Origin of the sequence: Micromonospora sp. M42 (assembly GCF_000568915.1) — a bacterium.
Taxonomy (GTDB): Bacteria; Actinomycetota; Actinomycetes; order Mycobacteriales; family Micromonosporaceae; genus Micromonospora; species Micromonospora chalcea.
The window spans coordinates 384,668-406,054 of the sequence record NZ_KK037233.1 but is presented as its reverse complement, the minus strand read 5'-3'; the positions used below and the strand labels follow the sequence as shown (position 1 = coordinate 406,054).

Annotated in this window: 20 protein-coding genes; 4 read left to right on the top strand and 16 right to left on the bottom strand. The window is 73.8% G+C overall.

Annotation, left to right across the window (positions count from 1 at the left end; translation table 11 throughout):
• Window positions 1-156 precede the first annotated feature (156 nt).
• The gene (locus MCBG_RS31020; protein ID WP_051610911.1) at window positions 157-1,227 is read right to left on the bottom strand and encodes a hypothetical protein; all 1,071 of its coding nucleotides are present in this window, start codon (window positions 1,225-1,227) and stop codon (window positions 157-159) included.
• A complete protein-coding gene (locus tag MCBG_RS31015) occupies window positions 1,227-1,964 on the bottom strand; it encodes an AAA family ATPase (RefSeq protein WP_051610909.1) in 738 nt (245 codons plus the stop codon). Before MCBG_RS31015 ends, MCBG_RS31020 begins: the two co-directional genes overlap by 1 nt.
• A gap of 32 nt (window positions 1,965-1,996) precedes the next feature.
• Here MCBG_RS31015 and MCBG_RS32835 point away from each other — a divergent pair, with 32 nt between their 5' ends.
• Both MCBG_RS32835 and MCBG_RS01490 read left to right on the top strand, forming a co-directional pair.
• Window positions 1,997-2,209: a hypothetical protein gene (locus MCBG_RS32835; protein WP_051610907.1), complete on the top strand. Its 213-nt coding sequence runs from the start codon at window positions 1,997-1,999 to the stop codon at window positions 2,207-2,209.
• A gap of 110 nt (window positions 2,210-2,319) precedes the next feature.
• A complete protein-coding gene (locus MCBG_RS01490) occupies window positions 2,320-2,841 on the top strand; it encodes an RICIN domain-containing protein (protein WP_043323284.1) in 522 nt (173 codons plus the stop codon).
• Window positions 2,842-2,894: 53 nt separating this feature from the next.
• Here the strand turns inward: MCBG_RS01490 and MCBG_RS01485 are convergent, their stop codons facing one another.
• From MCBG_RS01485 to MCBG_RS01445, 9 genes are all read right to left on the bottom strand, one after another.
• Window positions 2,895-5,105 (bottom strand): carbohydrate-binding module family 20 domain-containing protein, encoded by a 2,211-nt coding sequence (locus MCBG_RS01485; protein WP_043323282.1) that lies wholly within the window; start codon window positions 5,103-5,105, stop codon window positions 2,895-2,897.
• Between the two features lie 384 nt (window positions 5,106-5,489).
• The gene (gene katG, locus MCBG_RS01480) at window positions 5,490-7,766 is read right to left on the bottom strand and encodes a catalase/peroxidase HPI (RefSeq protein WP_043323280.1); all 2,277 of its coding nucleotides are present in this window, start codon (window positions 7,764-7,766) and stop codon (window positions 5,490-5,492) included.
• A 23-nt stretch (window positions 7,767-7,789) separates the two neighbouring features.
• Window positions 7,790-8,218 carry a Fur family transcriptional regulator gene (locus MCBG_RS01475; protein ID WP_030499126.1) on the bottom strand — a complete coding sequence of 143 codons (429 nt, stop codon included), beginning with the start codon at window positions 8,216-8,218 and terminating at the stop codon, window positions 7,790-7,792.
• A 133-nt stretch (window positions 8,219-8,351) separates the two neighbouring features.
• Window positions 8,352-9,350, bottom strand: coding sequence for a glycoside hydrolase family 11 protein (locus tag MCBG_RS01470; RefSeq protein WP_043323278.1), 999 nt, complete (start codon window positions 9,348-9,350; stop codon window positions 8,352-8,354).
• Window positions 9,351-9,697: 347 nt separating this feature from the next.
• Window positions 9,698-10,174, bottom strand: a complete 477-nt coding sequence (locus tag MCBG_RS01465; RefSeq protein ID WP_043323276.1) for a hypothetical protein — start codon at window positions 10,172-10,174, stop codon at window positions 9,698-9,700.
• Window positions 10,175-10,218: 44 nt separating this feature from the next.
• Window positions 10,219-11,871 carry a class I adenylate-forming enzyme family protein gene (locus MCBG_RS01460; protein ID WP_043323274.1) on the bottom strand — a complete coding sequence of 551 codons (1,653 nt, stop codon included), beginning with the start codon at window positions 11,869-11,871 and terminating at the stop codon, window positions 10,219-10,221.
• A 121-nt stretch (window positions 11,872-11,992) separates the two neighbouring features.
• Window positions 11,993-12,757 carry an ABC transporter permease gene (locus tag MCBG_RS01455; protein WP_030499122.1) on the bottom strand — a complete coding sequence of 255 codons (765 nt, stop codon included), beginning with the start codon at window positions 12,755-12,757 and terminating at the stop codon, window positions 11,993-11,995.
• A gap of 23 nt (window positions 12,758-12,780) precedes the next feature.
• Window positions 12,781-13,758 (bottom strand): daunorubicin resistance protein DrrA family ABC transporter ATP-binding protein, encoded by a 978-nt coding sequence (locus MCBG_RS01450; protein ID WP_043323273.1) that lies wholly within the window; start codon window positions 13,756-13,758, stop codon window positions 12,781-12,783.
• Window positions 13,759-13,806: 48 nt separating this feature from the next.
• A complete protein-coding gene (locus MCBG_RS01445; protein WP_051610904.1) occupies window positions 13,807-15,003 on the bottom strand; it encodes a glycosyltransferase in 1,197 nt (398 codons plus the stop codon).
• 71 nt (window positions 15,004-15,074) lie between these two features.
• Here MCBG_RS01445 and MCBG_RS01440 point away from each other — a divergent pair, with 71 nt between their 5' ends.
• Both MCBG_RS01440 and MCBG_RS01435 read left to right on the top strand, forming a co-directional pair.
• Window positions 15,075-16,013: a 3-oxoacyl-[acyl-carrier-protein] synthase III C-terminal domain-containing protein gene (locus tag MCBG_RS01440; RefSeq protein ID WP_043323271.1), complete on the top strand. Its 939-nt coding sequence runs from the start codon at window positions 15,075-15,077 to the stop codon at window positions 16,011-16,013.
• Window positions 16,014-16,028: 15 nt separating this feature from the next.
• Window positions 16,029-17,033, top strand: a complete 1,005-nt coding sequence (locus MCBG_RS01435; RefSeq protein WP_043323270.1) for a hypothetical protein — start codon at window positions 16,029-16,031, stop codon at window positions 17,031-17,033.
• On the opposite strand, the gene MCBG_RS01430 is transcribed toward MCBG_RS01435, so the two are convergent.
• From MCBG_RS01430 to MCBG_RS33395, 5 genes are read right to left on the bottom strand one after another with little or no spacing between them, the layout of a single operon-like run.
• Window positions 16,938-17,963 (bottom strand): histidinol-phosphate transaminase, encoded by a 1,026-nt coding sequence (locus MCBG_RS01430; RefSeq protein WP_043323268.1) that lies wholly within the window; start codon window positions 17,961-17,963, stop codon window positions 16,938-16,940. The two genes, MCBG_RS01435 and MCBG_RS01430, sit on opposite strands and share 96 nt — an antisense overlap.
• Before the next feature lie 6 nt (window positions 17,964-17,969).
• Complete coding sequence (locus MCBG_RS34635; protein WP_255358560.1) at window positions 17,970-18,401, bottom strand: FAD-dependent oxidoreductase; 432 nt, start codon at window positions 18,399-18,401, stop codon at window positions 17,970-17,972.
• Entirely contained in the window at window positions 18,319-19,230 is a 912-nt protein-coding gene (locus tag MCBG_RS01425; protein WP_223200981.1) for an FAD-dependent oxidoreductase, read from the bottom strand. The genes MCBG_RS34635 and MCBG_RS01425 overlap by 83 nt, the downstream gene beginning before the upstream one ends.
• Complete coding sequence (locus tag MCBG_RS01420; RefSeq protein ID WP_043323266.1) at window positions 19,227-20,924, bottom strand: prenyltransferase/squalene oxidase repeat-containing protein; 1,698 nt, start codon at window positions 20,922-20,924, stop codon at window positions 19,227-19,229. Before MCBG_RS01420 ends, MCBG_RS01425 begins: the two co-directional genes overlap by 4 nt.
• The gene (locus tag MCBG_RS33395; protein ID WP_223200980.1) at window positions 20,921-21,064 is read right to left on the bottom strand and encodes a hypothetical protein; all 144 of its coding nucleotides are present in this window, start codon (window positions 21,062-21,064) and stop codon (window positions 20,921-20,923) included. Before MCBG_RS33395 ends, MCBG_RS01420 begins: the two co-directional genes overlap by 4 nt.
• Between the last annotated feature and the right edge of the window lie 323 nt (window positions 21,065-21,387).

Genomic DNA, 21,387 nt, shown 5'->3' with positions numbered 1-21,387 from the left:
TCCAGCTCGGTCACGGCGTCCTGCCAGCGCGCCCCCACCGCCGCCGCGATTCCGGTGGCGTAGCGGAGCCGGACCTCGATCTCCCGGAACTCGCCCGGCAGGAGCGGCGGGCGTCCTCGACGTGCGCGAGCGCCTCCGGCTCCTCGCGAGCAGCGCCTACACCAGGGCCAGCGCGGCCAGCGCCTCCGCCCGCAGCACCGGAAGCGCCACCTGCTCGGCGATCCGGACCGCCTCGGCGGCGGCCTGGTACGCCGCGTGCAGCCGGCCGGTGCGCCACTCCAGCCCGGCGAGCCGGGGCAGGGCGTACGCCAGCAGGAACACGTCGTCGGCGGCGCGGGCCCGGTCGATCTCCGGTTCCAGCAGCGCCCGCGCGGTGTCGTGGTCCCCGAGCCAGCAGAACACCTCGGCCAGCTCCGCCGCCGAGCCGTCGGCGTGGCCGGCGCAGGCGGCGACCAGGGCACGGGCCGACGCGACCCCTTCGGGCAGCCCGGCCAGCACCTGTGCCGCGGCCAGCCGGATCGGGCCCTTCGGCCAGGTCGCGCCCGCGTCCGCGGCGGCCAGCTCGGCCACCCGCGCGCACAGCGGCACCATGCCGGTGACGTCCAGCCGCGCCCAGAACTGGTTGACGCGGGCGCTCATCAGCCGGGCCGCGCCGAGCGGATCCGCTTGCGCGTACGCCTGCGCGTCGGCCAGGTACGCCTCGGCGCCCGCCGTGTCACCGTGCTGCTGCGCCAGGTGGGCGAGCAACGGCTTGACCCGGCAGCGCAGGTCGACGCGCCGGGTCAGTCCGATCGCCTCCTCCCCCAGCGTGATCGCGTGCCGGCTCGCGCCGGCGTTGGCCCAGGCGCGCGACGCGGCGGCGAGCCGGGACGCGCGTACGTCCGGGTCCGGGGTGAGACGGGCGGACCGTTCGTAGGCGCGGGCCTCGCCCACCACGCCGCCCCGGCGTTGCGCCCGCTCGGCGGAGTCGGCCAGCAACGCGGCGACGCCCTCGTCGGGCACGGTGGTGGCGGCCGCGAGATGCCAGGCCCGGCGGTCGGCGGTGTCGTCGCCGGTGAGCGCGGCGGCCACCGCCAGGTGGGCGGCCCGCCGCCGGCCGGGGCCGGCGACCGAGTGCACCGCGGCGCGGGTCAGCGGGTGGCGGAACGTCACCTCACGGTCGGTCACCCGGATCAGCCCGGCGTCGACCGCCGGGTCCAGCACGCCCAGGCGCAGCCCGTCCGCCATCAGGATCCGCTCCAGCAGCGCCGGGGTGGTGACCTCGGTGACCGCGCAGGCGACGAGCGCACGCCAGGTGTCGTCGGGCAGCCGCGGGCGTGCGCCAGGACGGTCGTCTCGATGCGTTCGACGAGCACGAGAGGCTCCCGCAGCGGCAGCCACCCGTTGCGGTGCTCCTCGGACAGCGTCGCCGGCAGCTCGGTCAGCGCGAGCGGGTTGCCGGCGGTGGCCGCCGCCAGGTCGGCGGCGACCCGGCGGTCCAGGCCGGCGCGCATGGCGAGCCGGATCGCGTCGTCGCGTGCCAGACCGGTCAGCGGCAGCTCCGGCAGGCCGGGCGCGGGGAACGCGGGGGCGTCGCGGGCCGCGAAGACGACGGCGACCCGGTCCGCGAGCAGCCGCCGGGCGGTGAACAGCAACGCCTCGGCGGAGGCCGGGTCGATCCAGTGCGCGTCGTCGACCAGGCAGAGCACCGGCGTGTCCTCGGCCGCCGTCGTGAGCAGGCTCAGCGTCGCCACGTACGCGGCGAGCCGGTTGACCGGACGGGAACTGCCGTCGATGGCGAATACGGTACGCAGCGCGTCGGCCTGCTGCGCGGGCAGATCGCCGAGCCGGTGCAGCAGTGGCCGCGCCAGTTGGTGCAGCGCGGAGAACGGCAGGTCCGCCTCGAACGGCGCGCCGGTGGCGTGCAGCACCCGCATCCCGGTGGACCGGGCGGCACAGTGCTGCAGCAGCGCCGTCTTGCCCACGCCTGCCGCACGCGCAGCACCAGGGCGCCGCCGTGACCGTCGACCGCGTCGGCCAGCAGCGCGCCGAGCCGCCGGCACTCGTCGGCGCGCCCGAGCAGGGCGTCATCACCGGTGTCCGTGGCCGTGCCGACGGCACCGGCCGGCGCCGGACCGCTGCCCATGACCGCACGCTAGCCGCCGGTGTGGTCCGTCCGGGCGGGCGCGACGCGAACCCGACAGGGTGCCCGCGCGGCCTCGTCGACTAGGAGGAACCCGGATCCGGGTGCCGTCGTGGCTCCCTAGCGTCTTCCCCAGTCGTCCGGCCGGTGACCACCGGCGGATCCGGGACGACGACACGACTCCGAGGGGAGACACCATGATCGGGAAGAGAGCGGCCGGGGTGCTGGCGGCGGGACTGCTCGCCGCCGGGTTCGGGGTGGCGTACGGCCCGCCGGCACAGGCCGCCAGCGGCCACTACGCCATCGTCAACTACGGCAGCGGCAAGTGCCTGGAGGTGGACCGGTCCGGCGCCCCGTCGTCGCTCGGCGGCCGGGTCGTGCAGCGCACCTGCGACGGCCAGGCCGTGCAGCGCTGGTCGCCGGTGGGCAGGGACACCTACACGTTCGTCAACCAGTTCAGCGGCATGTGCGTGGACGTCCGCAACGGGGTGAACGCCGACGGCACGCCGTTGCAGCAGTGGGCCTGCACCGGCACGTCGAGCATGAAGTGGACGGTCGACCCGAACTCGTTCGCGGGGGTGCACCAGATCAAGTCGCAGGTCGGTGGCCGGTGCATGGACGTGCGGAGTGGATCGGACGCCGACGGCGCGACGGTCCAGATCTACCGCTGCACCGGGTTCGGCAACCCGGCCCAGGTCTGGTCGTTCGCGGCGGTCTGACCGGCGCGGATGCGGCCCGTCCCCAGGGGTGAGGGGGACGGGCCGCACGATCGTCAGCGCCAGGTGTCGGTGACGGCCCGGGTGCCGCCGGCCGGCGTGGTGAGCGTCCGGTTCGCGCCGGACTCCCAGGTCACCGTCCCGTCCGGGTTCTTCTTGACGTACTTGTACTCGACAGCGGTGTTCGCGGGCAGGTCGACGGTGGCCCGCCAGACCGGGTACGCGGCCGAGGAGAGCGCGACGGCGGCGGCCGGGTTCCAGCCGCCGAGCGCCGGTATGTTGCCGACGACGAACACGTTCTGCCCGTAGGCGGTGGTCGCGGTGACGGAGAACGTGGTGGCCACAGCCGTGGAGACGGTGTCACCGCGGAACGTCTCGGTCACCGCGTACGTGCCGGTGGCCGGCGTGGTGAGCGTCCGGTTGGCGCCGGACTCCCAGGTGACCGCGCCGGCGGCGGTCAGCTTGACGAACTTGTACTCCACCGCGGTGGACCGGGGCAGGTCGACGGTGGCACGGTAGACGCCGCCGCCCTGCGCGGTGAGCTTGACGCCGCTCGCGGGCGTCCACGACCCCAGCGCGGGGATGCTGCCGACGACGCGGACGTCCTGCCCGGCGGCCAGGTTCGCGGTGACGGTGAACGTGGTGGCGATCCGGTCACCCGGGCTCACCGTGGGGGACACGGTCGGCGAGGGCGACACGGTGGGCGACACGGTCGGGGAGGCCGACGGGGACGGGCTCGCGCCCGGCCGGGCGTTCATGTGGATCGCGACCGCGTCGTTGGCCGGGAGGGTCACGGTGGCCCGGCCGCCGGACACGGTCACCGTGGAGCCGGTGCAGCCGCTGCCGGTGGCGACGCCGGAGATGACGTCGCAGTACCGGCCGTCGGCGAGCCCGGTGGTGAAGGTGGCGGTGGTGGCGGAGCCGGAGTCGTTGATGCCGATCCACGCCCGGTCGCCCCGGTGGAAGCCGATCACGTTGCTGTTCACCGTGGTGAAGTCCGAGACGGTCTTCACCGGGCGGGCGGTGTTGGCCCAGCCGACCATGCCCTTGACGCCGGTGGTGCGGCTCAGGCAGGTCCAGGCGGCGCCGCAGACCGTGTCGGTGACCCGTCCGGTGCCGTCGTGCGGCGGGGACTGGTTGCGGTTGGACCAGGTGAAGCTGTCGTAGACCGACGGCTTGCCGTGCGGGTAGGCCAGCGCGAAGTAGTTGGCCAGCACGTAGTCGGTGCCGTTCTTGTACGACAGCACCACGCCGTCGCGCTCCAGGTCGTGGTTGGTGACCATGGCGAAGACGTTGGCGCCGGGCGCGTCGAGGTTCCAGTTCGGCACGTTGGCCAGCGCCGAGATGGAGCCCTGGAAGGCCGAGCGGATGCCCTTGGCGTACGCGAAGTCGAGCACGTCGCCGTTGGCGATGTACGCACGGGCCTGCAGCGCGGAGTTGCTCGCCCCGTCGAAGATCTCCTGCGCGACGTACGGACGCCGGCCCTCGACGACCGTGTTGTTCAGCTTGCCGAGGATGGCCGCGAAGTCGTCCTTGCGGATGTGCTTGACCGCGTCGACCCGGAAGCCGTCGACGCCGAGCCCGATCAGGTCGTTGAGGTACGCGGCGATCTTGTTCCGGACCGCTTCCTTCTCGGTGTACAGGTCCGACAGCGACAGCAGCTCACAGCTGGTCACCTGGGCCTCGTTGTTCCAGTCGTTGATGGCGCCGCCGGTCGGGCAGTTGTCGCCGGGGCGGTGGAAGTCGCCGTCGCCGTACGGCACGGCCGGGTAGCTGTAGCCGGAGAACTCGGTGCCGGCGTAGCCGCGCGTACCGGCCGGGTTGTTGGTGCCGGCCATGTGGTTGACCACCGCGTCGACGTAGACGCGCACACCGGCGTTGTGGCAGGCGGTGACCATCGCGGCGAACTGCTGGCGGTTGCCGAACCGGCTGTCCAGCTTGTACGACACCGGCTGGTACACCTCGTACCACGGGTAGGCGCCGTCGGCGCTGGCGGGCAGCTTCACCGACTCCTGCGGCGGTGCCACCTGCACCGCGCCGTAGCCGGCCGGTCCGAGGTGGTCGGTGCAGGCGGCGGCGACCGAGGTCCAGTTCCATTCCCAGAGGTTGGCGGTCACCTCGCTGTCGTTGAGTACGACGGCGGCGCGGGCGGGTGCGGCGGTGGTGGTGGCAGCCGCGACGGCAACCGTGCCGCCCGCCGCGACGAGCGCGGCGGCGAGCAGCAGGCGACCGGCACGGCCACGGGGGTGTGGCCTGACGGAAAGCATGGTTGGGGGACCTCTTCCGTGGGTTCGAAAGGGTGAGCGGGGGGGGGTGGGGCGGCCGTCCCGGGTAGCGAACACGATGCGCCATCCATGAAAGTCTTTGCAAGAGCTTGCGGCAAAGTTTTCGAAACCCGCAGGCAACACGAGCGGGGTCATATCCCCGACCACCAGCGGCGATCCACGCTGGACCGAGCGATCCGGCACTCGACCGGGATCCCGACGCTCGGGACGAAACAAACCGCTTCGCGGGACGACCGCAACTTCTGAGCAGATTTTCCAACGCTTGCGGGCCGGGTGTGCGCCGCTGATCCCCGACACCGGCCGGACACGGGACGAGCCCCGGTCCGTCGCGGCGCGACGGACCGGGGCTCGCTCGGAGACGGCGGATCAGGCCAGGTCGAAGCGGTCCAGCTCCATGACCTTCGTCCAGGCGGCGACGAAGTCACGCACGAACTTCTCCCGCGCGTCGTCGCTGGCGTAGACCTCGGCGAGGGCCCGCAGCTGCGAGTTGGAGCCGAAGATCAGGTCGACCGCGGTGGCGGTCCACTTGACCTGGTCGGTGGCCACGTCCCGGATCTCGTACACGTGCTCCTCGGACTCCGACGCCTTCCACCGGGTGCCCGGGGAGAGCAGGTTGACGAAGAAGTCGTTGGTGAGCACGCCGGGCCGGTCGGTGAGCACGCCGTGCGACGCGCCGCCGACGTTGTTGCCGAGCGCGCGCAGACCGCCGACCAGCACGGTCATCTCCGGCGCGGTCAGGTTCAGCATGTACGCCCGGTCGACGAGCAGCACCTCCGGCTGGGTCTTCTCGCCCGGCCGCAGGTAGTTGCGGAACCCGTCGGCGCGCGGCTCCATCACCCGGAACGACTCGACGTCGGTCTGCTCCTGGGTGGCGTCGGTACGCCCCGGGTGGAACGGCACGGTCAGCTCGACGCCAGCGTCGCGCGCCGCCTGCTCGACAGCGGCCGAGCCGGCCAGCACGATCAGGTCGGCGAGGGAGATCTGGGCGCCGCCGGCGGCGTTGAACTCCTGCTGGATGCCCTCCAGCGTGGCCAGCACGGTGGCGAGCTGCTCGGGCTGGTTGACCTCCCAGTTGCGCTGCGGCTCCAGGCGGATCCGCGCGCCGTTGGCGCCACCGCGCTTGTCGGTGGAGCGGTAGCTCGCGGCCGAGGCCCAGGCGGTGGAGACCAGCTGGGCGGTGGTGAGACCGGACTCCAGCACCTTCGCCTTGAGCGCGGCGACGTCGGCGTCGTTCACCAGCTCGTGCGCGACGGCCGGCACCGGGTCCTGCCAGAGCTGGGCCTCCGGCACCCACGGGCCGAGGAAGCGGCTGACCGGGCCCATGTCACGGTGCAGCAGCTTGTACCAGGCCTTGGCGAACGCCAGCGCGAACTCGTCCGGGTTCTCCAGGAACCGGCGGGAGATCTTCTCGTACGCCGGGTCGACGCGCAGCGACAGGTCGGTCGTCAGCATCGTCGGCTTGTGCTTCTTCGACGGGTCGTGGGCGTCCGGGATGATCGCCTCGGCGTCCTTGGCGACCCACTGCTTGGCGCCACCCGGGCTGGTGGTCAGCTCCCACTCGTAGCCGAAGAGGATCTCGAAGAACCGGTTGGACCACTGCGTCGGCTTGTCGGTCCACGTCACCTCGAGACCGCTGGTGATCGTGTCGCCGCCCTTGCCCTCGCCGTACGTGCTGAGCCAGCCCAGGCCCTGCGCCTCCAGCGGCGCGGCCTCCGGCTCGGGGCCGACGTGCTGGTCGGCGGGGCCCGCGCCGTGGGTCTTGCCGAAGGTGTGGCCGCCGGCGATCAGCGCGACGGTCTCCTCGTCGTTCATCGCCATCCGGCGGAACGTCTCGCGGATGAAGTGCGCCGCCGCGAGCGGGTCGGCGTTGCCGCGCGGGCCCTCCGGGTTGACGTAGATCAGACCCATCTCGGTCGCGCCGACGCCGGCCACCATCTCCTTCTCGGAGGCGTAGCGCTCGTCGCCGAGCCAGGCGTCCTCGGGGCCCCAGAAGATCTCCTCCGGTTCCCAGACGTCCTCACGGCCGAAGCCGAAGCCGAAGGTCTTGAAGCCCATCGACTCCAGCGCGACGTTGCCGGCGAGCACCAGCAGGTCGGCCCAGGAGATCTTCTGGCCGTACTTCTGCTTGACCGGCCAGAGCAGCCGGCGGGCCTTGTCCAGGTTGGCGTTGTCCGGCCAGCTGTTCAGCGGGGCGAACCGCTGACCGCCGTCGCCGGCGCCACCGCGGCCGTCCTCGATGCGGTAGGTGCCCGCGGCGTGCCAGCTCATCCGGATCATCAGGCCGCCGTAGTGGCCGAAGTCGGCCGGCCACCAGTCCTGCGAGGTGGTGAGGACCTCGGTGATGTCCCGCTTGAGCGCCTCGACGTCGAGCTTGGCGAACTCCCGGGCGTAGCTGAACTCCGGGCCGAGCGGGTTGCCCTTGTCCGAGTGGGCGTGCAGCACCGACAGGTCGAGCTGGTTGGGCCACCAGTCACGGTTGCTGCGCGGACGACCGCCGGTCTTCGGGGTCGGCGAGTCGATCGCCGGGTTCTCGCTCTCGCTGCCGTGCGCGGTCACGGAGTCGTGCGCGACCGGGCAGCCGGCCGCCTCCTTCGCGTCCACGCCCTGCGGGCTGACGGGCCGGTTGTCCTGGGTGTCGCTCATCTGTTTCCTTCCGAACTGGCGGATCACTGGGCGGTGCGGTCGGCCGCGCAGCCGGGGCAGGCGCCCCAGTAGACGACCTCCGCCTCGTCCACCACGAAACCGTGGTCGTCGGAGGCGGTGAGACAGGGGGCGCTGCCGACGGCACACTCGACGTCGGCGATGGCGCCGCAGGAACGGCACACGACGTGATGGTGGTTGTCTCCCACCCGAGACTCGTAGCGGGCCGTGGCGCCGGCCGGCTGGATGCGCCGGATCAGCCCGGCGTCGGTGAGGGCCCGCAGCACATCGTAGACCGCCTGGTGGGACACGGTGGGCTGCTCCGCGCGGACCAGCGCGATCACGGTGTCGGTGTCGACGTGCGGGTGGTCGCGCAACGCCGCGAGCACCGCCAGCCGGGGCCGGGTCACCCGCAACGAGACCGCCCGGAGCTGCGTCTCGAAGTCGGCCGTCATGCGACGACCTTAGCCCGGTCTTTTGGAATGAATCAAGTTTCTGCCCAGGTGTGTCGGCCGCCACCGCGGCCGTCCGCGCACACGAAAACGGGGGTGCCGCGCCAGGCGCGGCACCCCCTCCCCGGAAGAGGGTTCAGGCGGCTGAGCAACTCGCGGTGGGCGTGGTGCTGTTGCCGTTCTTGTAGAGCGTGATGCCGAAGTTGTTGCCGTTGCCGTTGGGACGCGCGGTGAGCGTGCCACTGGTGCCGCTGACCGAGGCGTTCCAGCTGTTCTGCAGGCTCTGGCCGCCCTGGGTCTGGATGCTGACGACCCAGTTGCTGGTGCCGCTGACCGAGAAGGTCACGTTGAACCGGTCGCCCCACTCCTCGGCCCGGCTGACACTGACCGTGCAGCCACCGTTGTTCGGCGGCGGGGTGGTCGGGTTACCGCTGGTCCCGCCGATCGTGATGTTGGAGTTGCCGCTGCTCTGGTAGCCCTCGGTGGCGAGGATCTGGTAGTCGTGCGAACCGAGGTTCATGCCGTAGCGGGACCAGGCGTCGAAGTGGTTGCCGGCGGTGATGGTGCCGCCCACGCGCTTCGACTGCCGGACGCTCCAGTACTGGTAGAACGTCCGCGTGCCCTCGATCGAGGGGGCGTTGACCCGCTGGGTGCGGTAGATGTCGTACGTGCCGCCGTCGGAGGACACCGAGCCCATGTAGCCGCTGCCCGGCGGGCGCCAGCTGCCCCAGCTGTCGACGATGTAGTACTCGACGAGCGGGTTGCGGGTCCACCCGTAGAGCGTCAGGTACGCGTTGCCGGACGGGTTGAAGCTGCCGGAGTAGCTGACCGTGCGGCGGCCGCCCGGGTTCCAGCCCTTGCCGGCGACGAAGTTGTTGATGTTGCTCCACTGGGTGCTGTACTGACCACCGTTGCCCATGGTCATGGAGACGTTGCCACTGTCTTTCCAGAAGGAATAGAAGTAGCCGTTGTTGGTGCCGGTCGAGTTCGACGTGACGGTGGTGTCGGCGTAGGCCGGGCCGGACGTGACCGCCGTCGTCCCGGCGGCGATCAGCGCCACGGCACAGGCGCCGCCGAAGAGCATCCGGAGGCGTCCGCGCCTGCGGTTGCCCGTGCGGACGGGGGCGTCGTTCATGGACGGGTTTCCTCCCTGTGACCGGCTGGCGCGGCCAGCCGGGTGGCACGAGCCGCATGTGGCCGTCCGCTGGTGGACGGCGGGACGGGCGACTGCGCGCCACGGCGGTGGACGGACATCGACGTCAATCGAGATACGCCGATGGCCACAGTATTGGAGGCTCATTTCTCCGTGTCAACAAGTTCCGGAAATGTTGTGGAAACCCGAAGTGGCACAAATAGGGCGTAGCGCTGCCGCGTGAGGCTTTCGCAGCCCTGCCGGGGGTCTCTTGAACGAGCCGAGTAAGCGATGGTGACCGGAAGTTTCGGCGGCTTTCCGGATCAAGGCCGGGCCCGCGCCGGGCGCCGCTACCCGGTCGAGCCCAGCATCACCCCGAACACGCCGCAGCAGGCCAGCCCGCCGACGACGAGCGTGACGAGGGCGACCGAGTAGTTCGACCACAGGCCGAACCGCGTCACGTCGGTGCCGTACCCGTCGTGCACCCGGTTGCGCCAACCGCCGAAGCGGAACACCAGGTGGTGGGCGGCTCCCGGCTGGACCATGAGCGACGTGGTCATCAGCGGGACGCCCATGAAGTCGGTGTAGCGGACGTCGTGCCCGCCGGCCGGGACGGCGACGTGCCACGTGCCCTCGCCCGGGATCGCGACCAGCTGGCGGTCGATCTTGAAGCGGCTGGTGACCGGCGCGGGAATCATGTACGGCCCCCGGTTCACCGAGACCACGAGCACTCCGCAGCCCGGCGGCGGGGTGATCGGGTGCGGGTAGGCGATCAGCGGGACGACGCCGTGCATCGGCGGGTACGGCTGCGAGGGGAGGTAGGACACGGCCAGATTCTGGCACGGCCGCGCCAGGTGTCGATCTCCCCCGCTCAGCCGGCGCCGGGCGCCGCGGCGCCGGCGAGCAGGCGCTGTCGCATCAGGAACTTGCGGACCTTGCCGGTGGGTCCCATGACCACGTCGTCGTCCGGGACGGTCACCACCCGGCGCAGCGTCGCGGCCACCGCGGGGCCCAGCGCGGCCCGGACCCGGTCGGTGCGGTCACGCGCCGGATCCGCGTCCTCGGCGAGCAGGAGCAGCACGTCGGTGACGGTCGTGCCGTCCTCGGCCGCCGCCGCGACCACAGTGCAGTCACGGACGTCCGGGCAGTGCCGCAGGACGCGCTCCTCGGACAGCGCGGTGTACAGCCAGGTCCCGCCGCCCAGGTCGACCGCGTCGCTGGCCCGGTCGACGTGGTGGTAGTCGCCGGCCTCGTCGCGGTACATCAGGTCGCCGGTGAGGTAGTAACCGCCCAGCCGGGTGCGGTACGTGGTGACCGAGTCGTTCCAGTACCCGAGCGCCAGCGTCGGCGACTTCAGGCCGACGTGCCCCACCTGCCCCGGCGCTACCTCCTCACCGGTCTCCACGTCGAGCAGCGCGATCTCGGCGAACGGGTACGGCTTGCCGACACAGCGGTCGTACCGGTCGCTGCCCAGCCGGTGGGTGATCCGGAACGCGCCGTGCCCCATCTCGGTGGAGCCGAGCATGTCGACGAACTTCGAGCCGGGGGCGTCCACCATGCCGTCGCGGGTGTACGTGGGATGGCTGCCGACCGCGACCAGCCGGCGTACGTGCGACTCGTGCGCGCAGTCTCCGGTGTTGAACCAGTTGCGCACCGAGCTGAGGTCGCGGGTGGTGAGGTCGACCCGGGCCAGCTCGGACCAGGTCACCGCGAAGCCGAAGACGCCGGTGGGGCGCCACCGTTCGATCGCGGAGAGGATCGTCTCGGCGCTGCGCGCGAACGGGCCGCCCTGCGCGGACAGGCACAGCAGCTGGTAGCCGTTGCAGAGCGCCTGGTTGAGCGTGATGATGCCGGCGGCGTGCGCGGCCGGCAGCGCGGACATCTCCCGCACCTCGCCGTACGGCCGGGACTCGGTGAGCCGGACCGCGCGGATCGCGGCGAACAGGCCGTGGTGCGAGTGGACGATCGCCGCCGGCACCCGGGTGGTGCCCGAGGAGTGGGTGATGACCACCGGGTCCTGCGGGTGGTGCCGGTGGTGCGGCGGGGCCTGCGCCGGGTCGCCCGCGCCGGTCTGCGCCGCGTCGCCGAGGACCGGCGCGCCGAGGTCGTGCCCGGCCAGGGCGGCGTGGTCGGCGTCGACCACCACCCCGGCGGCGCGCAGCCGCCGCACGAACTCGGCCGCCAGCTCGATCGGCATGTTGCCGTTCATCAGCGCCGGGATCGCGCCGAGCCAGGTCAGCGCCAGGAAGTTGAGGAACACGTCCGGCGCCGAGGTCACGTACACCGCGATCGGGTCGGCCCGGCGGACGCCGCGCGCCCGGAACCACGCCGCCCGCGCCGCGACCCGCTCGGTCAGGGTGGCGAGCGACAGCGGCGTCCAGGCGGGGATGCCGTCGACGTCGACGTCGAACGTCACCCGGGGCATGTCCATGTCGGCGCCGTGCTCGGCCAGCCGGAGCAGCACGTTGCCCGCGCCCAGCTCCATGTCGGCCGCCAGCGTCGCGCGGAAGTTGTCGGCACCCAAACGAGTCGCCTCCTCAGCTGACACACGTCACGGCCGCGCCGGCGGCGTACCGGCCGCCGGGCGGGGACACGATCAGGCTAGAGCGCCCGCCACGCTGAGACAATGCTCGATGTACGCTCGGTCAGGAGACGTCGCGGTTGAACAGGCGCGACGACCAGAACAGGCTCGCCGCGGCCAGCCCGGACATGATGAGCGCGCCCTGCCAGACCACGCTCTGGGTGATCTGGCCGGCGAACAGCGCCCGCATGCCGTCGGTGGCCCAGGCGAACGGGTTCCACACCGCGACCCGCTGGATCCACATCGGCGCCAGCACGAGCGGGATGAGCACGCCGGCCAGCAGCGACACCGGCTGCCCGACGGTGTTCACCAGCACGCCGAGGCTGTTCTCGTTGCGGACCAGCAACGCGATGTCGTACGAGATCGAGGTGCTCAGCAGCACCATCACCGACAGCAGCGCGTACGACACCAGCAGGTTCGCCAGGTGCACCCGCAGGCCGAACGGCAGCGCCACGAGCGTGACCACCATGGCCTGCACCACGTTGAGGCACACGTGCATCAGCGCCCGGCCCAGCAGCAGGCCGGTCCGGCTCACCGGCGTCACCCGGCACCTGTCGATGATGCCCGCGCGCAGCGCGCTGAGCAGCCCGTAACCGGCGAACAGGCCGCCGAACAGGCCCATCGCCACGAACAGGCCGGGTACGTAGATGCGGTACGCGTCGGCGTAGGTCGAGGCGCCCCGGTCGACCATCACCACCTTGAGGAACGGCGCGAAGAGGATCAGGTAGGTGATCGGCTGGGCCAGGCTGAACGCCACCATCACCGGGTTACGCACCATCAGGCCGGCCTCCTGCTGGAAGATCAGCCAGGTGTCGCGGACGAGCTTCACGCCGTACTCCTCTCGGCGTCCGGTCACTCGGCGAGCGACCGGCCGGTCTTGGCCAGGAACACGTCGTCGAGGCTGGGCCGGCGGGCCTCGATCGCGCCGGGCTCGATGCCCCGGTCGTAGAGCGCCCGCATGACCTGCGGGATGGCCGTGGCGGCGCTGTCGACGTAGAGCCGCAGCGTGCCGTCGACCGGCTCGGCCGCGTGCACGTACGGCGCCTCGGCCAGCAGCTTCGTCGCGGCCGGCAGGTCGCCGCCGGTCTCGTCCGCGACGTCGGCGGCGGCGAAGTCGACGGCGACCACGTCGCCGGAGATCTCGCGCTTGAGCGCCGACGGGGTGCCCTCGGCCACGATCCGCCCGGCGTCGATGATCGAGACGCGGTCGCAGAGGCTGTCGGCCTCGTCCAGGTAGTGCGTGGTGAGGAAGATGGTCATGCCCTCCTCGCGCAGCCGCCGTACCTCCTGCCACATCCGGACCCGGCTGGGCGGGTCGAGCCCCGCCGTCGGCTCGTCCAGGAACATCACCTGCGGCGAGTGGATGACGCCGAGCGCGACGTCGAGGCGGCGGCGCTGCCCGCCCGAGTACGTCTTGATCTTGCGGTCGGCGAAGTCGTCGAGCTGGAACGCGCGGATCGCCCCGGCGGCCAGCTCCTGCGCCACCGACTTGGACAGCCCGTGCATCCGGGCCTGGAGGACCAGGTCCCGCCGGGCGGTCGAGTCGTCGTAGGTGCCGCTGGCCTGCGCCACGAAGCCGATCCGCCGCCGCACCTGCGCGGGCGCGCGCAGCAGGTCGACCCCGGCGATGGTGGCCGCTCCCCCGCTGGGCCGGATCAGCGTGGCGAGCATCCGCAGCGTGGTGGACTTGCCCGCGCCGTTGGGGCCGAGGAATCCGACGATCTCGCCGCGCCGGACCGCGAAGTCGACGCCGCGTACCGCCTCGACAGTGGTGGCGCCGCGGCCACGTCCGACCCGGAAGGACTTGCGTAGGCCGGTGGCCTCGATCATCGAGCCTCCTCGTGCGGCGCGACGCCGGCGCGGGTGCGTCAGGTCAGGCTAGTTCGGCCCCGACGGTTGGACAACGGTCGATGCGTCAGTGTCGGGAGCCGTGCGTGCCAACACGGCGAGACGTGCCGCCGCCGCGCGGGCGCCGCCGGCCGCCGCGAACGACTCCCCCACCCGGCGCGCTCCCGCCCGGTACGCGGGTTCGTCGAGCACCGCGCTCAGCGCGGCGGTCAGCTCCGCCGGGGTCGCGGAGCCGAAGGAGACCTCCAGTCCGGCGCCGGCCCGGCGCACCTGCCGCGCCACCGCCGGATGGTCGTGCCGGATCGGCGCGACCACCACCGGCACACCGTGGGCCAGCGCCTCGGACACGGTGCCCAGCCCGCCGTGCGACACGAGGGCGTCGAGCCGGGGCATCAGCGCGAGCACCGGCACCCGGGGCGCGACGAGCACGTGCGGCGGCGGGTCGGGCACCAGTCCGGCGCCGGCGGTGAGGATCACCTGGACCCGGTCGGCGAGCGGCGCGGTCGCCGCCGTCATCCGCCGGTAGAAGTCGGCGGCGAGGTGCTCGGCCATCGTGCCGACCGTGACGAGCACGTGCCGGCGGCCGGGATCCCATGCCTCCCAGGCGAACGCGGGCGCGTTCGGCCGCCGTCCCAGCGCCGGCCCGGTGAGCACGCAGCCCGGCGGCAGCAGCGCCGGGCCGGTGAGCGCCGTCGTGGTCAGGCCGATCACGAGGTACGGCGAGAAGCGCAGGTCGATCGTCTCGTCCACGGGCAGGTCGGTCATCGCCCACACGCGGCGGACCTGGGCGTCCACCCAGCCGGTGAACTCGGGCATCTCCTCGGTCGGCGGTGTCAGCTCCAGCATGCCGACGCAGAACGTCGCCCACGGCAGCCCGCGGCGGTGCGCGGCGAGCGCGCCGGCCAGCGCGTACTGGTCGGCCACCACCACGTCCGGCCGGTACCGCTCGACGGCGGCGTCGGCGGCGTCGCGGATGAACCGGTTCGCGGGCAGCACGTGCCCCTCCCAGAGGCTGCGCACCGAGGCCATCCCGGCCGCGTCGTCGGGGCGGTAGTAGCGCTTGCCGGTGGGGAACAGCGTGGCGTCCGGGCCGACCAGCGGGCGCAGGTCGCTGCGCGGCCCGACCCAGGCCACCTCGTGCCCGGCCGCCTCCAGCTCCTGGGCGATGGCGACCGGCGCGTTCAGATGGGACTCCACCGGCAGGACGACGAACAGGAAGCGAGCCACGTCGATATGATCGCACGCGCGTTGACATCCATCGGCGTCACTGATCTGATCCGTGTCGTGACGGTTCGCGCATGACGGCCATCGAGGCCGTCTCGGTGTTCCTGCCGCAGCGCCGGGTGCCGGTCGAGAGCCTGGCCGCGCCACTGGGCCTGAGCGACATGCAGGTGCGCCTGTTCCGCCGCTTCCACGGCCTGACCGAGGTCCGCCGCGACCCCGGGCTGTCCCTGACCGACCTGCTGCTGCGCGCCGCGCACGGCCTCACCGCGCTGCACACGCTGCGGCGGCGGGTGCGGTTCGTGGTGTACGGGCGGGCCTTCCCGGTGGTCACCCCCTACCCGGTCAACCCGCTGCACGAGGTGTGCCGCGCGCTCGGGCTGGGCCACGCGCTCGCGTTCACGCTCACCCAGCAGTCCTGCGCCAGCGCGCTCGCCGCGATCGACGTGGCCGGGCGGCTGCTCGCGTCCGAACCGAACACGCCGGACGGCCCGCCGCTGGCGCTGGTGCTGACCGGCGAGAAGGCGTTCACCCGTGACGCCCAGTTCATCCCGGAGACGTCGGTGTTCAGCGAGGGCGCCTCGGCCTGCCTGCTCAGCGCCGGTGGCGGCCGGGACCGGCTGCTCGCGTACGCCTGCCACCAGCGGGGCGAGTTCGACGTGGCCGGCGGCGAGTCCCCGGCGCGGTTCCAGCGGGCGTACCGGCCGGCGCTGGCCGAGGTGATCGGCCGGGCGCTGGAGCGGTCCGGCACGACGCTGTCCGAGCTGCGGCTGGTGCTGCCGCACAACGTGAACCTGATGACCTGGAAGCGGCTGTGCCGGCTGATCGGGCTGCCGCTGGACCGGGTGCTGCTGGACAACGTCACCGAGACCGGGCACGTGTTCTGCGCCGACGCGTTCGTCAACTACCGCACCGCCCGGCAGCGCGACCTGCTCCGGCCCGGTGACCGCTATCTGGTCGCGGCGGTGGGCGCCGGGGACGGCGCGACGTTCGCCGCCATGGTCTTCGAGCACTGAGCGGCGGAGGCCACCATGGAGACCGGACTCCGCCTGCTGCGGGCCGCGCGGCGCACGTTCACCGGTCCGGCCGCGCTGCTCGGCGACCCCGTGCTGCGCGAGCGCGCCGCCGGCTACCTGGCCGACCTGACCCGGCCGTACGGGCTGCGTGTGCCCGGCGGCCTGTTCGACGCGCCCGCGGCGGCGCTGGGCCAGTCGTACGGGGAGATGGCCGCCGAGCTGATCCCCGCCGTCGTGCCGCCGGACGAGCCGGTGGACCTGCTCGTGCTGGCGTTCGCCGTGCACGACATGCTGCCCGGGCGGGCCACCGCGGCGTACCTCAGTCACGTCTGCCCGGGCACGCCGATGTCGTTCGCGCTCTGCGACCAGGGCTCGGCGGCGGCGTTCACCGGGCTGCGGATCGCCCGCACGTACGGGTGCCGCCGCGCCCTGCTGCTCACCGTCGAGCAGGCGGTGCTGCCGTACGACGCGGCGGTGCCCGTACCGGCGCGCCACCGGGCCGTGGCCATGCTCTACGACGCGCTCGCCGACGACGGCGCGCACCGCGACGGCGACAGCGATGGTGCGGCCGGCGGTCCCGAGCTGATCGGGCTCGGCGGCGGCGCGCGGGTGACCGCGCTGCGCCAGCACGTGGGCGTCGACGCCGGCGACGTGGCCGCGCTCGCGGCGGCCGAGGTGGGCGAGCTGACGGCCGGACGTACCGATGTCGCGGTCGTGCTCGGCGCGGACCTGGCCGCCGTGTGGCCCGGCCACGGCGGCGCCGCGGTGACGACCGGGCCGCGCAGGCAGCCGTCCACCGGGGTCTGGTGGGCGCTGCTGGACCGTCTCGCCGGGGACGCGGCGCGGCCCCGGCCGGTGGTGGTGGCCGACTACGAGCCCGGCCTGAACTACCTGAGCGTGGTCGCGCTGGCGCTGGCCGGCCGGTCAGAGCCCGTCGGCGAGCGCCGCGCGGACGAACGCGAGCAGCCGCTCGTTCGCCTCCGGGGAACCGACGGTGATCCGGACCCCGGCGCCGGGTAGCGCCATGACCAGGATGCCGGTCTCCCGGGCCCGGTCGGCGAACGGCACGGCCCGCTCTCCCAGCGGTAGCCACACGAAGTTGGCCTCGCTGGGCGCCACGGTGAGCCCGAGGCCGCGCAGCGCGCCGACCAGGCGGGTACGCTCCGCCACCAGCTCCGTGCACCGCCGGGTCAGCTCCGCGTCCACCTCCGGCGTCAGGCTCGCCACCGCCGCCGCCTGGGCGAGCGCGGAGGGGAAGAACACCGCCCCGGTGAGCGCGGCGGCCCGGGTGAGCCGGGGCGGCACGACGGCGTACCCGACGCGCAGCGCGGCCAGCCCGTACGCCTTGGAGAACGTGCGCAGCACGCAGACGTTGTCGTACGCCCGGTACAGGTCCATCCCGTCCGGCGAGCGGGGGTCGGTGACGAACTCGCGGTACGCCTCGTCCACGATGACCGGCACGTCGGCCGGGATCCGGTCCAGGAACGCCTCGACGTCGTCGCGGCGCAGCGCCGCCCCGGTCGGGTTGTTCGGGTTGCACAGCAGCACGCAGCGGGTCCGCTCGGTCACCGCGTCCGCCATCGCGGGCAGGTCGTGGCCGTACCCGTCCATCGGCACCGGCACGGCGCGGGCCCCGGCGTTGCCGATGATCAGCGGGTAGCCCTCGAACGACAGGGCCGGGTGGACGACGTCCGGCCGGGGCCCGAGGGACTGCACGAGGTGCTGGCACAGTCCGGCCGAGCCGGGGCCGACGAGGATCGCCTCCGGTCCCACGCCGAGCCGCCGCGACAGCGCGGCCGCGAGCGCCGCCGACGTGCGGTCCGGGTAGCGCTGCAGCGCCGCGGCGGCGTCGGCGACCACCCGCCGCACCCCCGGCAGCGGCGGGTAGGGCGTCTCGTTCATGGACAGGTCGGCCGGCGGGTGCGTCCCGACGGCGGTGCCAGGCGTCATGGTCGCTCACTTTCCGACGGGACCGGCGGGGTGTGCGCTCGCCGGTCGGCCAGGAGCCCGAGCTGGTACAGCCGGTCGACCGCGGACAGCGGCCGGACGTCGGTGCCGGAGAGGTTGCCGGCGGTGAGCCCGAGCAGGCGGGGGTTGGCGGCGGTGCGGCGCATCATCGCGCGACCGAGCAGCTTCGGCAGCCGGGACACCGCGGTAATCATGCGGGAAGCGTTGTGAGCTGACAGTCGCGACGTGGTCCAGGCGGGGCCGCCGCGCCGCCTGGAAGGCGAGCAGCGCCCGGTCCACCGCCGCCGGTTCCGGCGCGCCGCCCTCGGCCGCCAGGCAGGCGGCGAGCGTCTCGGCGTCACCGAGGGAGCTGTTGACGCCCTGCGCCGCCATCGGGTGCACCGCGTGGGCGGCCTCGCCGGCGAGCGCGAGCCCCGGCACGGCCAGGCGCGCGCTGCGCAGCCGGTAGACCGCGAGCAGTTGGCGCCGGTCCAGGCTCGCGCGCAGCGCCGCGCCCAGCGGGCGGATCGCCGGCACGTCGGCGAGCAGCCGGTCGCAACGCGCCCAGGTCGACGCGCCCCCGGAACTCGTCCGGCGTCACCTGCGCGTACAGGCGGCACCGCCCGCCCGGCAGCGGGTAGACCAGGCAGAGTCCCCGGCCGGTGCGGTAGGCGGACACCTCCTCGGCCACGTCGGCGCCGGCCACGTCGAAGGCGACCAGGCCGTGCGGGTACTCCTGGCGCCGCACCGCGATCCCGGCGCCGCGGCGCAGCGGCGACGACATGCCGTCGGCGGCGACCACCAGCGGCGCGTGGATCTCCTGTTCGGCGCCGTCGGCGACGAACCGGACGCCGCCGATGCGCCCGTCGCTGTCGCGCAGGACGCCGGTGACCCGCGCTCCCCACCGGATGCGCGCTGCGGGCGGCAGCCGGTCGGTGAGCACGCGGCGCAGGTCGCCGTAGTCGGCGCAGAGGATCTGCCGGTACGCGCCGGGCAGCCCCGCGTAGTCCAGGCAGAGCAACGGCTCGCCGGCCGGGTCGCGGATGGCCAGCCGCCCGACCGGGCGCGCGCCGGTGGCCCGCAGGGCGTCCAGCAGGCCCCAGGAGTCGAGGATGCGTACCGTCTCGGGCTGCAGGATCTCGCCCTTGGCGATCGACGCCGGGGTGCGCTGCCGGTCCAGCACCAGCACCCGCAGGCCGAGCGCGCCGAGCGCGCGGGCGCAGGCCAGGCCGCCGGCGCCCGCGCCGGCCACCACCACGTCGGGGGTCATCGGGTCACCGCCGGCGGCGCCACGTCCGGCCGCGCGGCGGCGGCCCGGCGGTACTCGCCGAGCGCCCGCAGCGCGAGCGCCTGGGTGATCACGGCGTTGGGATAGCGCATGTGGTGGCGGATGTAGTTGCACACCCGGGCCGCCGGCCAGCTCCCGTCCGGCCCGGCGGCGGCGACCAGCCGGGCCACGCCCCGGTCCACCGCCCCGGTGGCGTCCGGGTCGCCGGTGGCGAGCAGGCCCTGGACGGCCCAGGACGTCTCCTCGACCGAGCCCGCCGTGCCGTCGCCCGGCCCCCACGAGCCGTCGGGCAACTGGGTGTCGCGCAGCCAAACCGCCCGGCGCACCACCTCGTGCCGGGCGTGCCCGACCCGGGACAGCGCGGCGACCACGACAGCGGTGCCGGAGGTGTGGTCGCGGTACCAGAGGTTCTCGAACGTGCCGTCGGCCGCGGCCCGGGTCAGCAGCCAGGCCGCCGCCCGGGCGATCGCCGGATGGTCGTCCGGGTGGCCGGCGTCGTGCAGCGCGAGGATCGCCTGGCTGGTGATGGCCGGGCACGGACCGTCGTTGGCGAGCCGGGTGTCACGGACCCACAGGCTCCACGAGCCGCGGCTGTCCTGGCGGCCGACCAGCCACGCCAGTCCGTCGCGCAGGACCGGGTCGGCGCCGGCGCCGGGAAAGCCGGCCAGCGCGGAGAGGATCTCGGCGGACTCCAGCGTCACCGGCCAGCCGCGCGCGTTCGAGTAGCTCCATCCGCCCGGCGGCACGTCCAGCACCTCGAACGCCTCCGGTTTGCGGCCGGCGTGGAGGAACTCCCGGGTGGCGCGCAACCGGGGGTCGTCGGCGTAGCCGGCCGCGATCAGCCCGGTCGCCGCGTACCCGGTCCGGGTCAGGTCCAGGTTGGTGACCGCGTCCCAGGCGCCGTCGGGGCGTACCGCCCGGCGCAGCCAGCCGACGACGGCGCGGGCGATGTCCGGCGCCTCGCCGCTGCGGGCCAGGCCGAGCAGCACCAGCGCGGCCGGCCACGGGTCCTCGCTGAGCGCGCCGGTGCCGCCCTCGTGGTCGTGGATGGACCGCAGCAGCCGCAGCGCCACCGGCCGGGCCCGGCCCAGCGTGGCCCGGCGCAGGCGGCCGGTGGGCAGCAGGTCGGCCTGCATCAGGGCGAGCCCGATGAACGGCGCGGTACGGAACGACAGGCGCTGCCGGCGTACCCGGTCGAACAGGACGATCTCCAGTGGCAGCCGGCGCAGCGGGCCCGCCTCGGCGGTCATCCCGGCCATGGTGAGCAACTGGCGGCAGAGCAAGGAGATGGCCGGGTCGGTGACGGTGTCGACGCCGCCCAGCGCGGCCAGCCGGGTCCGGCCCGCCGCGATCGCCCCGGCGCTGTCGGCCGGCGCGGTCAGGGCCAGCGCCGCGATCGCGACGGCGGTGGGCACGACCTCGGTGCCGGCGCCCACCACGCCGCCCCAGCCGCCGTCGTCGTGCTGCTGCCGGCGCAGCCACGCGGTTCCGGCGCCGACCAGGTCCGCGCAGCCGGACGGGTCGGCGGCGTGCAGCGCGGCCACCGCGCCCGCGGTACCCAGCACCGAGGCGGGCGGGTCGTCGCCGAACGCGCCGTCGGGGCGGCGCCGGCGCAGGAGCGCCTCCGCGCCGGCGGTGACGGCCTTCCCGACGGCCTCGGTGGTCACAGTGGTCATGGCGCGTCCTCCACCGGTACTCGACTGCGGGTGGCGAGGGTCAGGCCCGCGACCGGCGGACCGAGTTCGTGCCGGGCACGCATGGCGCGCTGCGCGACCCAGGTCAGCGCGACCATCGGCAGCGCGAGCGCAAGCTGCACGGCGACGCCGAGGCCCAGCCCGACCGCCCGGAAAGGCCAGCGCGACCCGCTCCACCACCAGGACCGAGTGCGCGCGCAGCGCCACCACGACCGGCATGCCGCCGCGCCGGCGCACCAGCGGGGCCAGTGCCACCACGCCGGTCAGCAGGACCACGAGCACGGTGATCAGGTACGCGGTAAAGAGCGTCCCGGCCGGCGAGCAGCCCGGCGGCCACGGCGGCGGCGATCGCGACGGCGTAGAGCGCCAGCCGGTCCCCCGCGAACGGCACGCCCCGCCCCACCGGCAGCGTCCTAACCGCCCGCCGGTCGCCGTCGATGTCGCG

Coding starts and splice junctions, on each gene's coding strand:
- MCBG_RS31020 (WP_051610911.1), bottom strand. CDS start 1,227: ATGGCGGACGGGCTGCGCCTGGGCGTGCTGGACCCGGCGGTCGACGCC.
- MCBG_RS01475 (WP_030499126.1), bottom strand. CDS start 8,218: ATGACGGCCGACTTCGAGACGCAGCTCCGGGCGGTCTCGTTGCGGGTG.
- MCBG_RS01440 (WP_043323271.1), top strand. CDS start 15,075: ATGACGGCCATCGAGGCCGTCTCGGTGTTCCTGCCGCAGCGCCGGGTG.
- MCBG_RS01430 (WP_043323268.1), bottom strand. CDS start 17,963: ATGACGCCTGGCACCGCCGTCGGGACGCACCCGCCGGCCGACCTGTCC.
- MCBG_RS01435 (WP_043323270.1), top strand. CDS start 16,029: ATGGAGACCGGACTCCGCCTGCTGCGGGCCGCGCGGCGCACGTTCACC.
- MCBG_RS01420 (WP_043323266.1), bottom strand. CDS start 20,924: ATGACCACTGTGACCACCGAGGCCGTCGGGAAGGCCGTCACCGCCGGC.
- MCBG_RS01485 (WP_043323282.1), bottom strand. CDS start 5,105: ATGCTTTCCGTCAGGCCACACCCCCGTGGCCGTGCCGGTCGCCTGCTG.
- MCBG_RS01425 (WP_223200981.1), bottom strand. CDS start 19,230: ATGACCCCCGACGTGGTGGTGGCCGGCGCGGGCGCCGGCGGCCTGGCC.
- MCBG_RS01490 (WP_043323284.1), top strand. CDS start 2,320: ATGATCGGGAAGAGAGCGGCCGGGGTGCTGGCGGCGGGACTGCTCGCC.
- MCBG_RS01450 (WP_043323273.1), bottom strand. CDS start 13,758: ATGATCGAGGCCACCGGCCTACGCAAGTCCTTCCGGGTCGGACGTGGC.
- katG (WP_043323280.1), bottom strand. CDS start 7,766: ATGAGCGACACCCAGGACAACCGGCCCGTCAGCCCGCAGGGCGTGGAC.
- MCBG_RS01470 (WP_043323278.1), bottom strand. CDS start 9,350: ATGAACGACGCCCCCGTCCGCACGGGCAACCGCAGGCGCGGACGCCTC.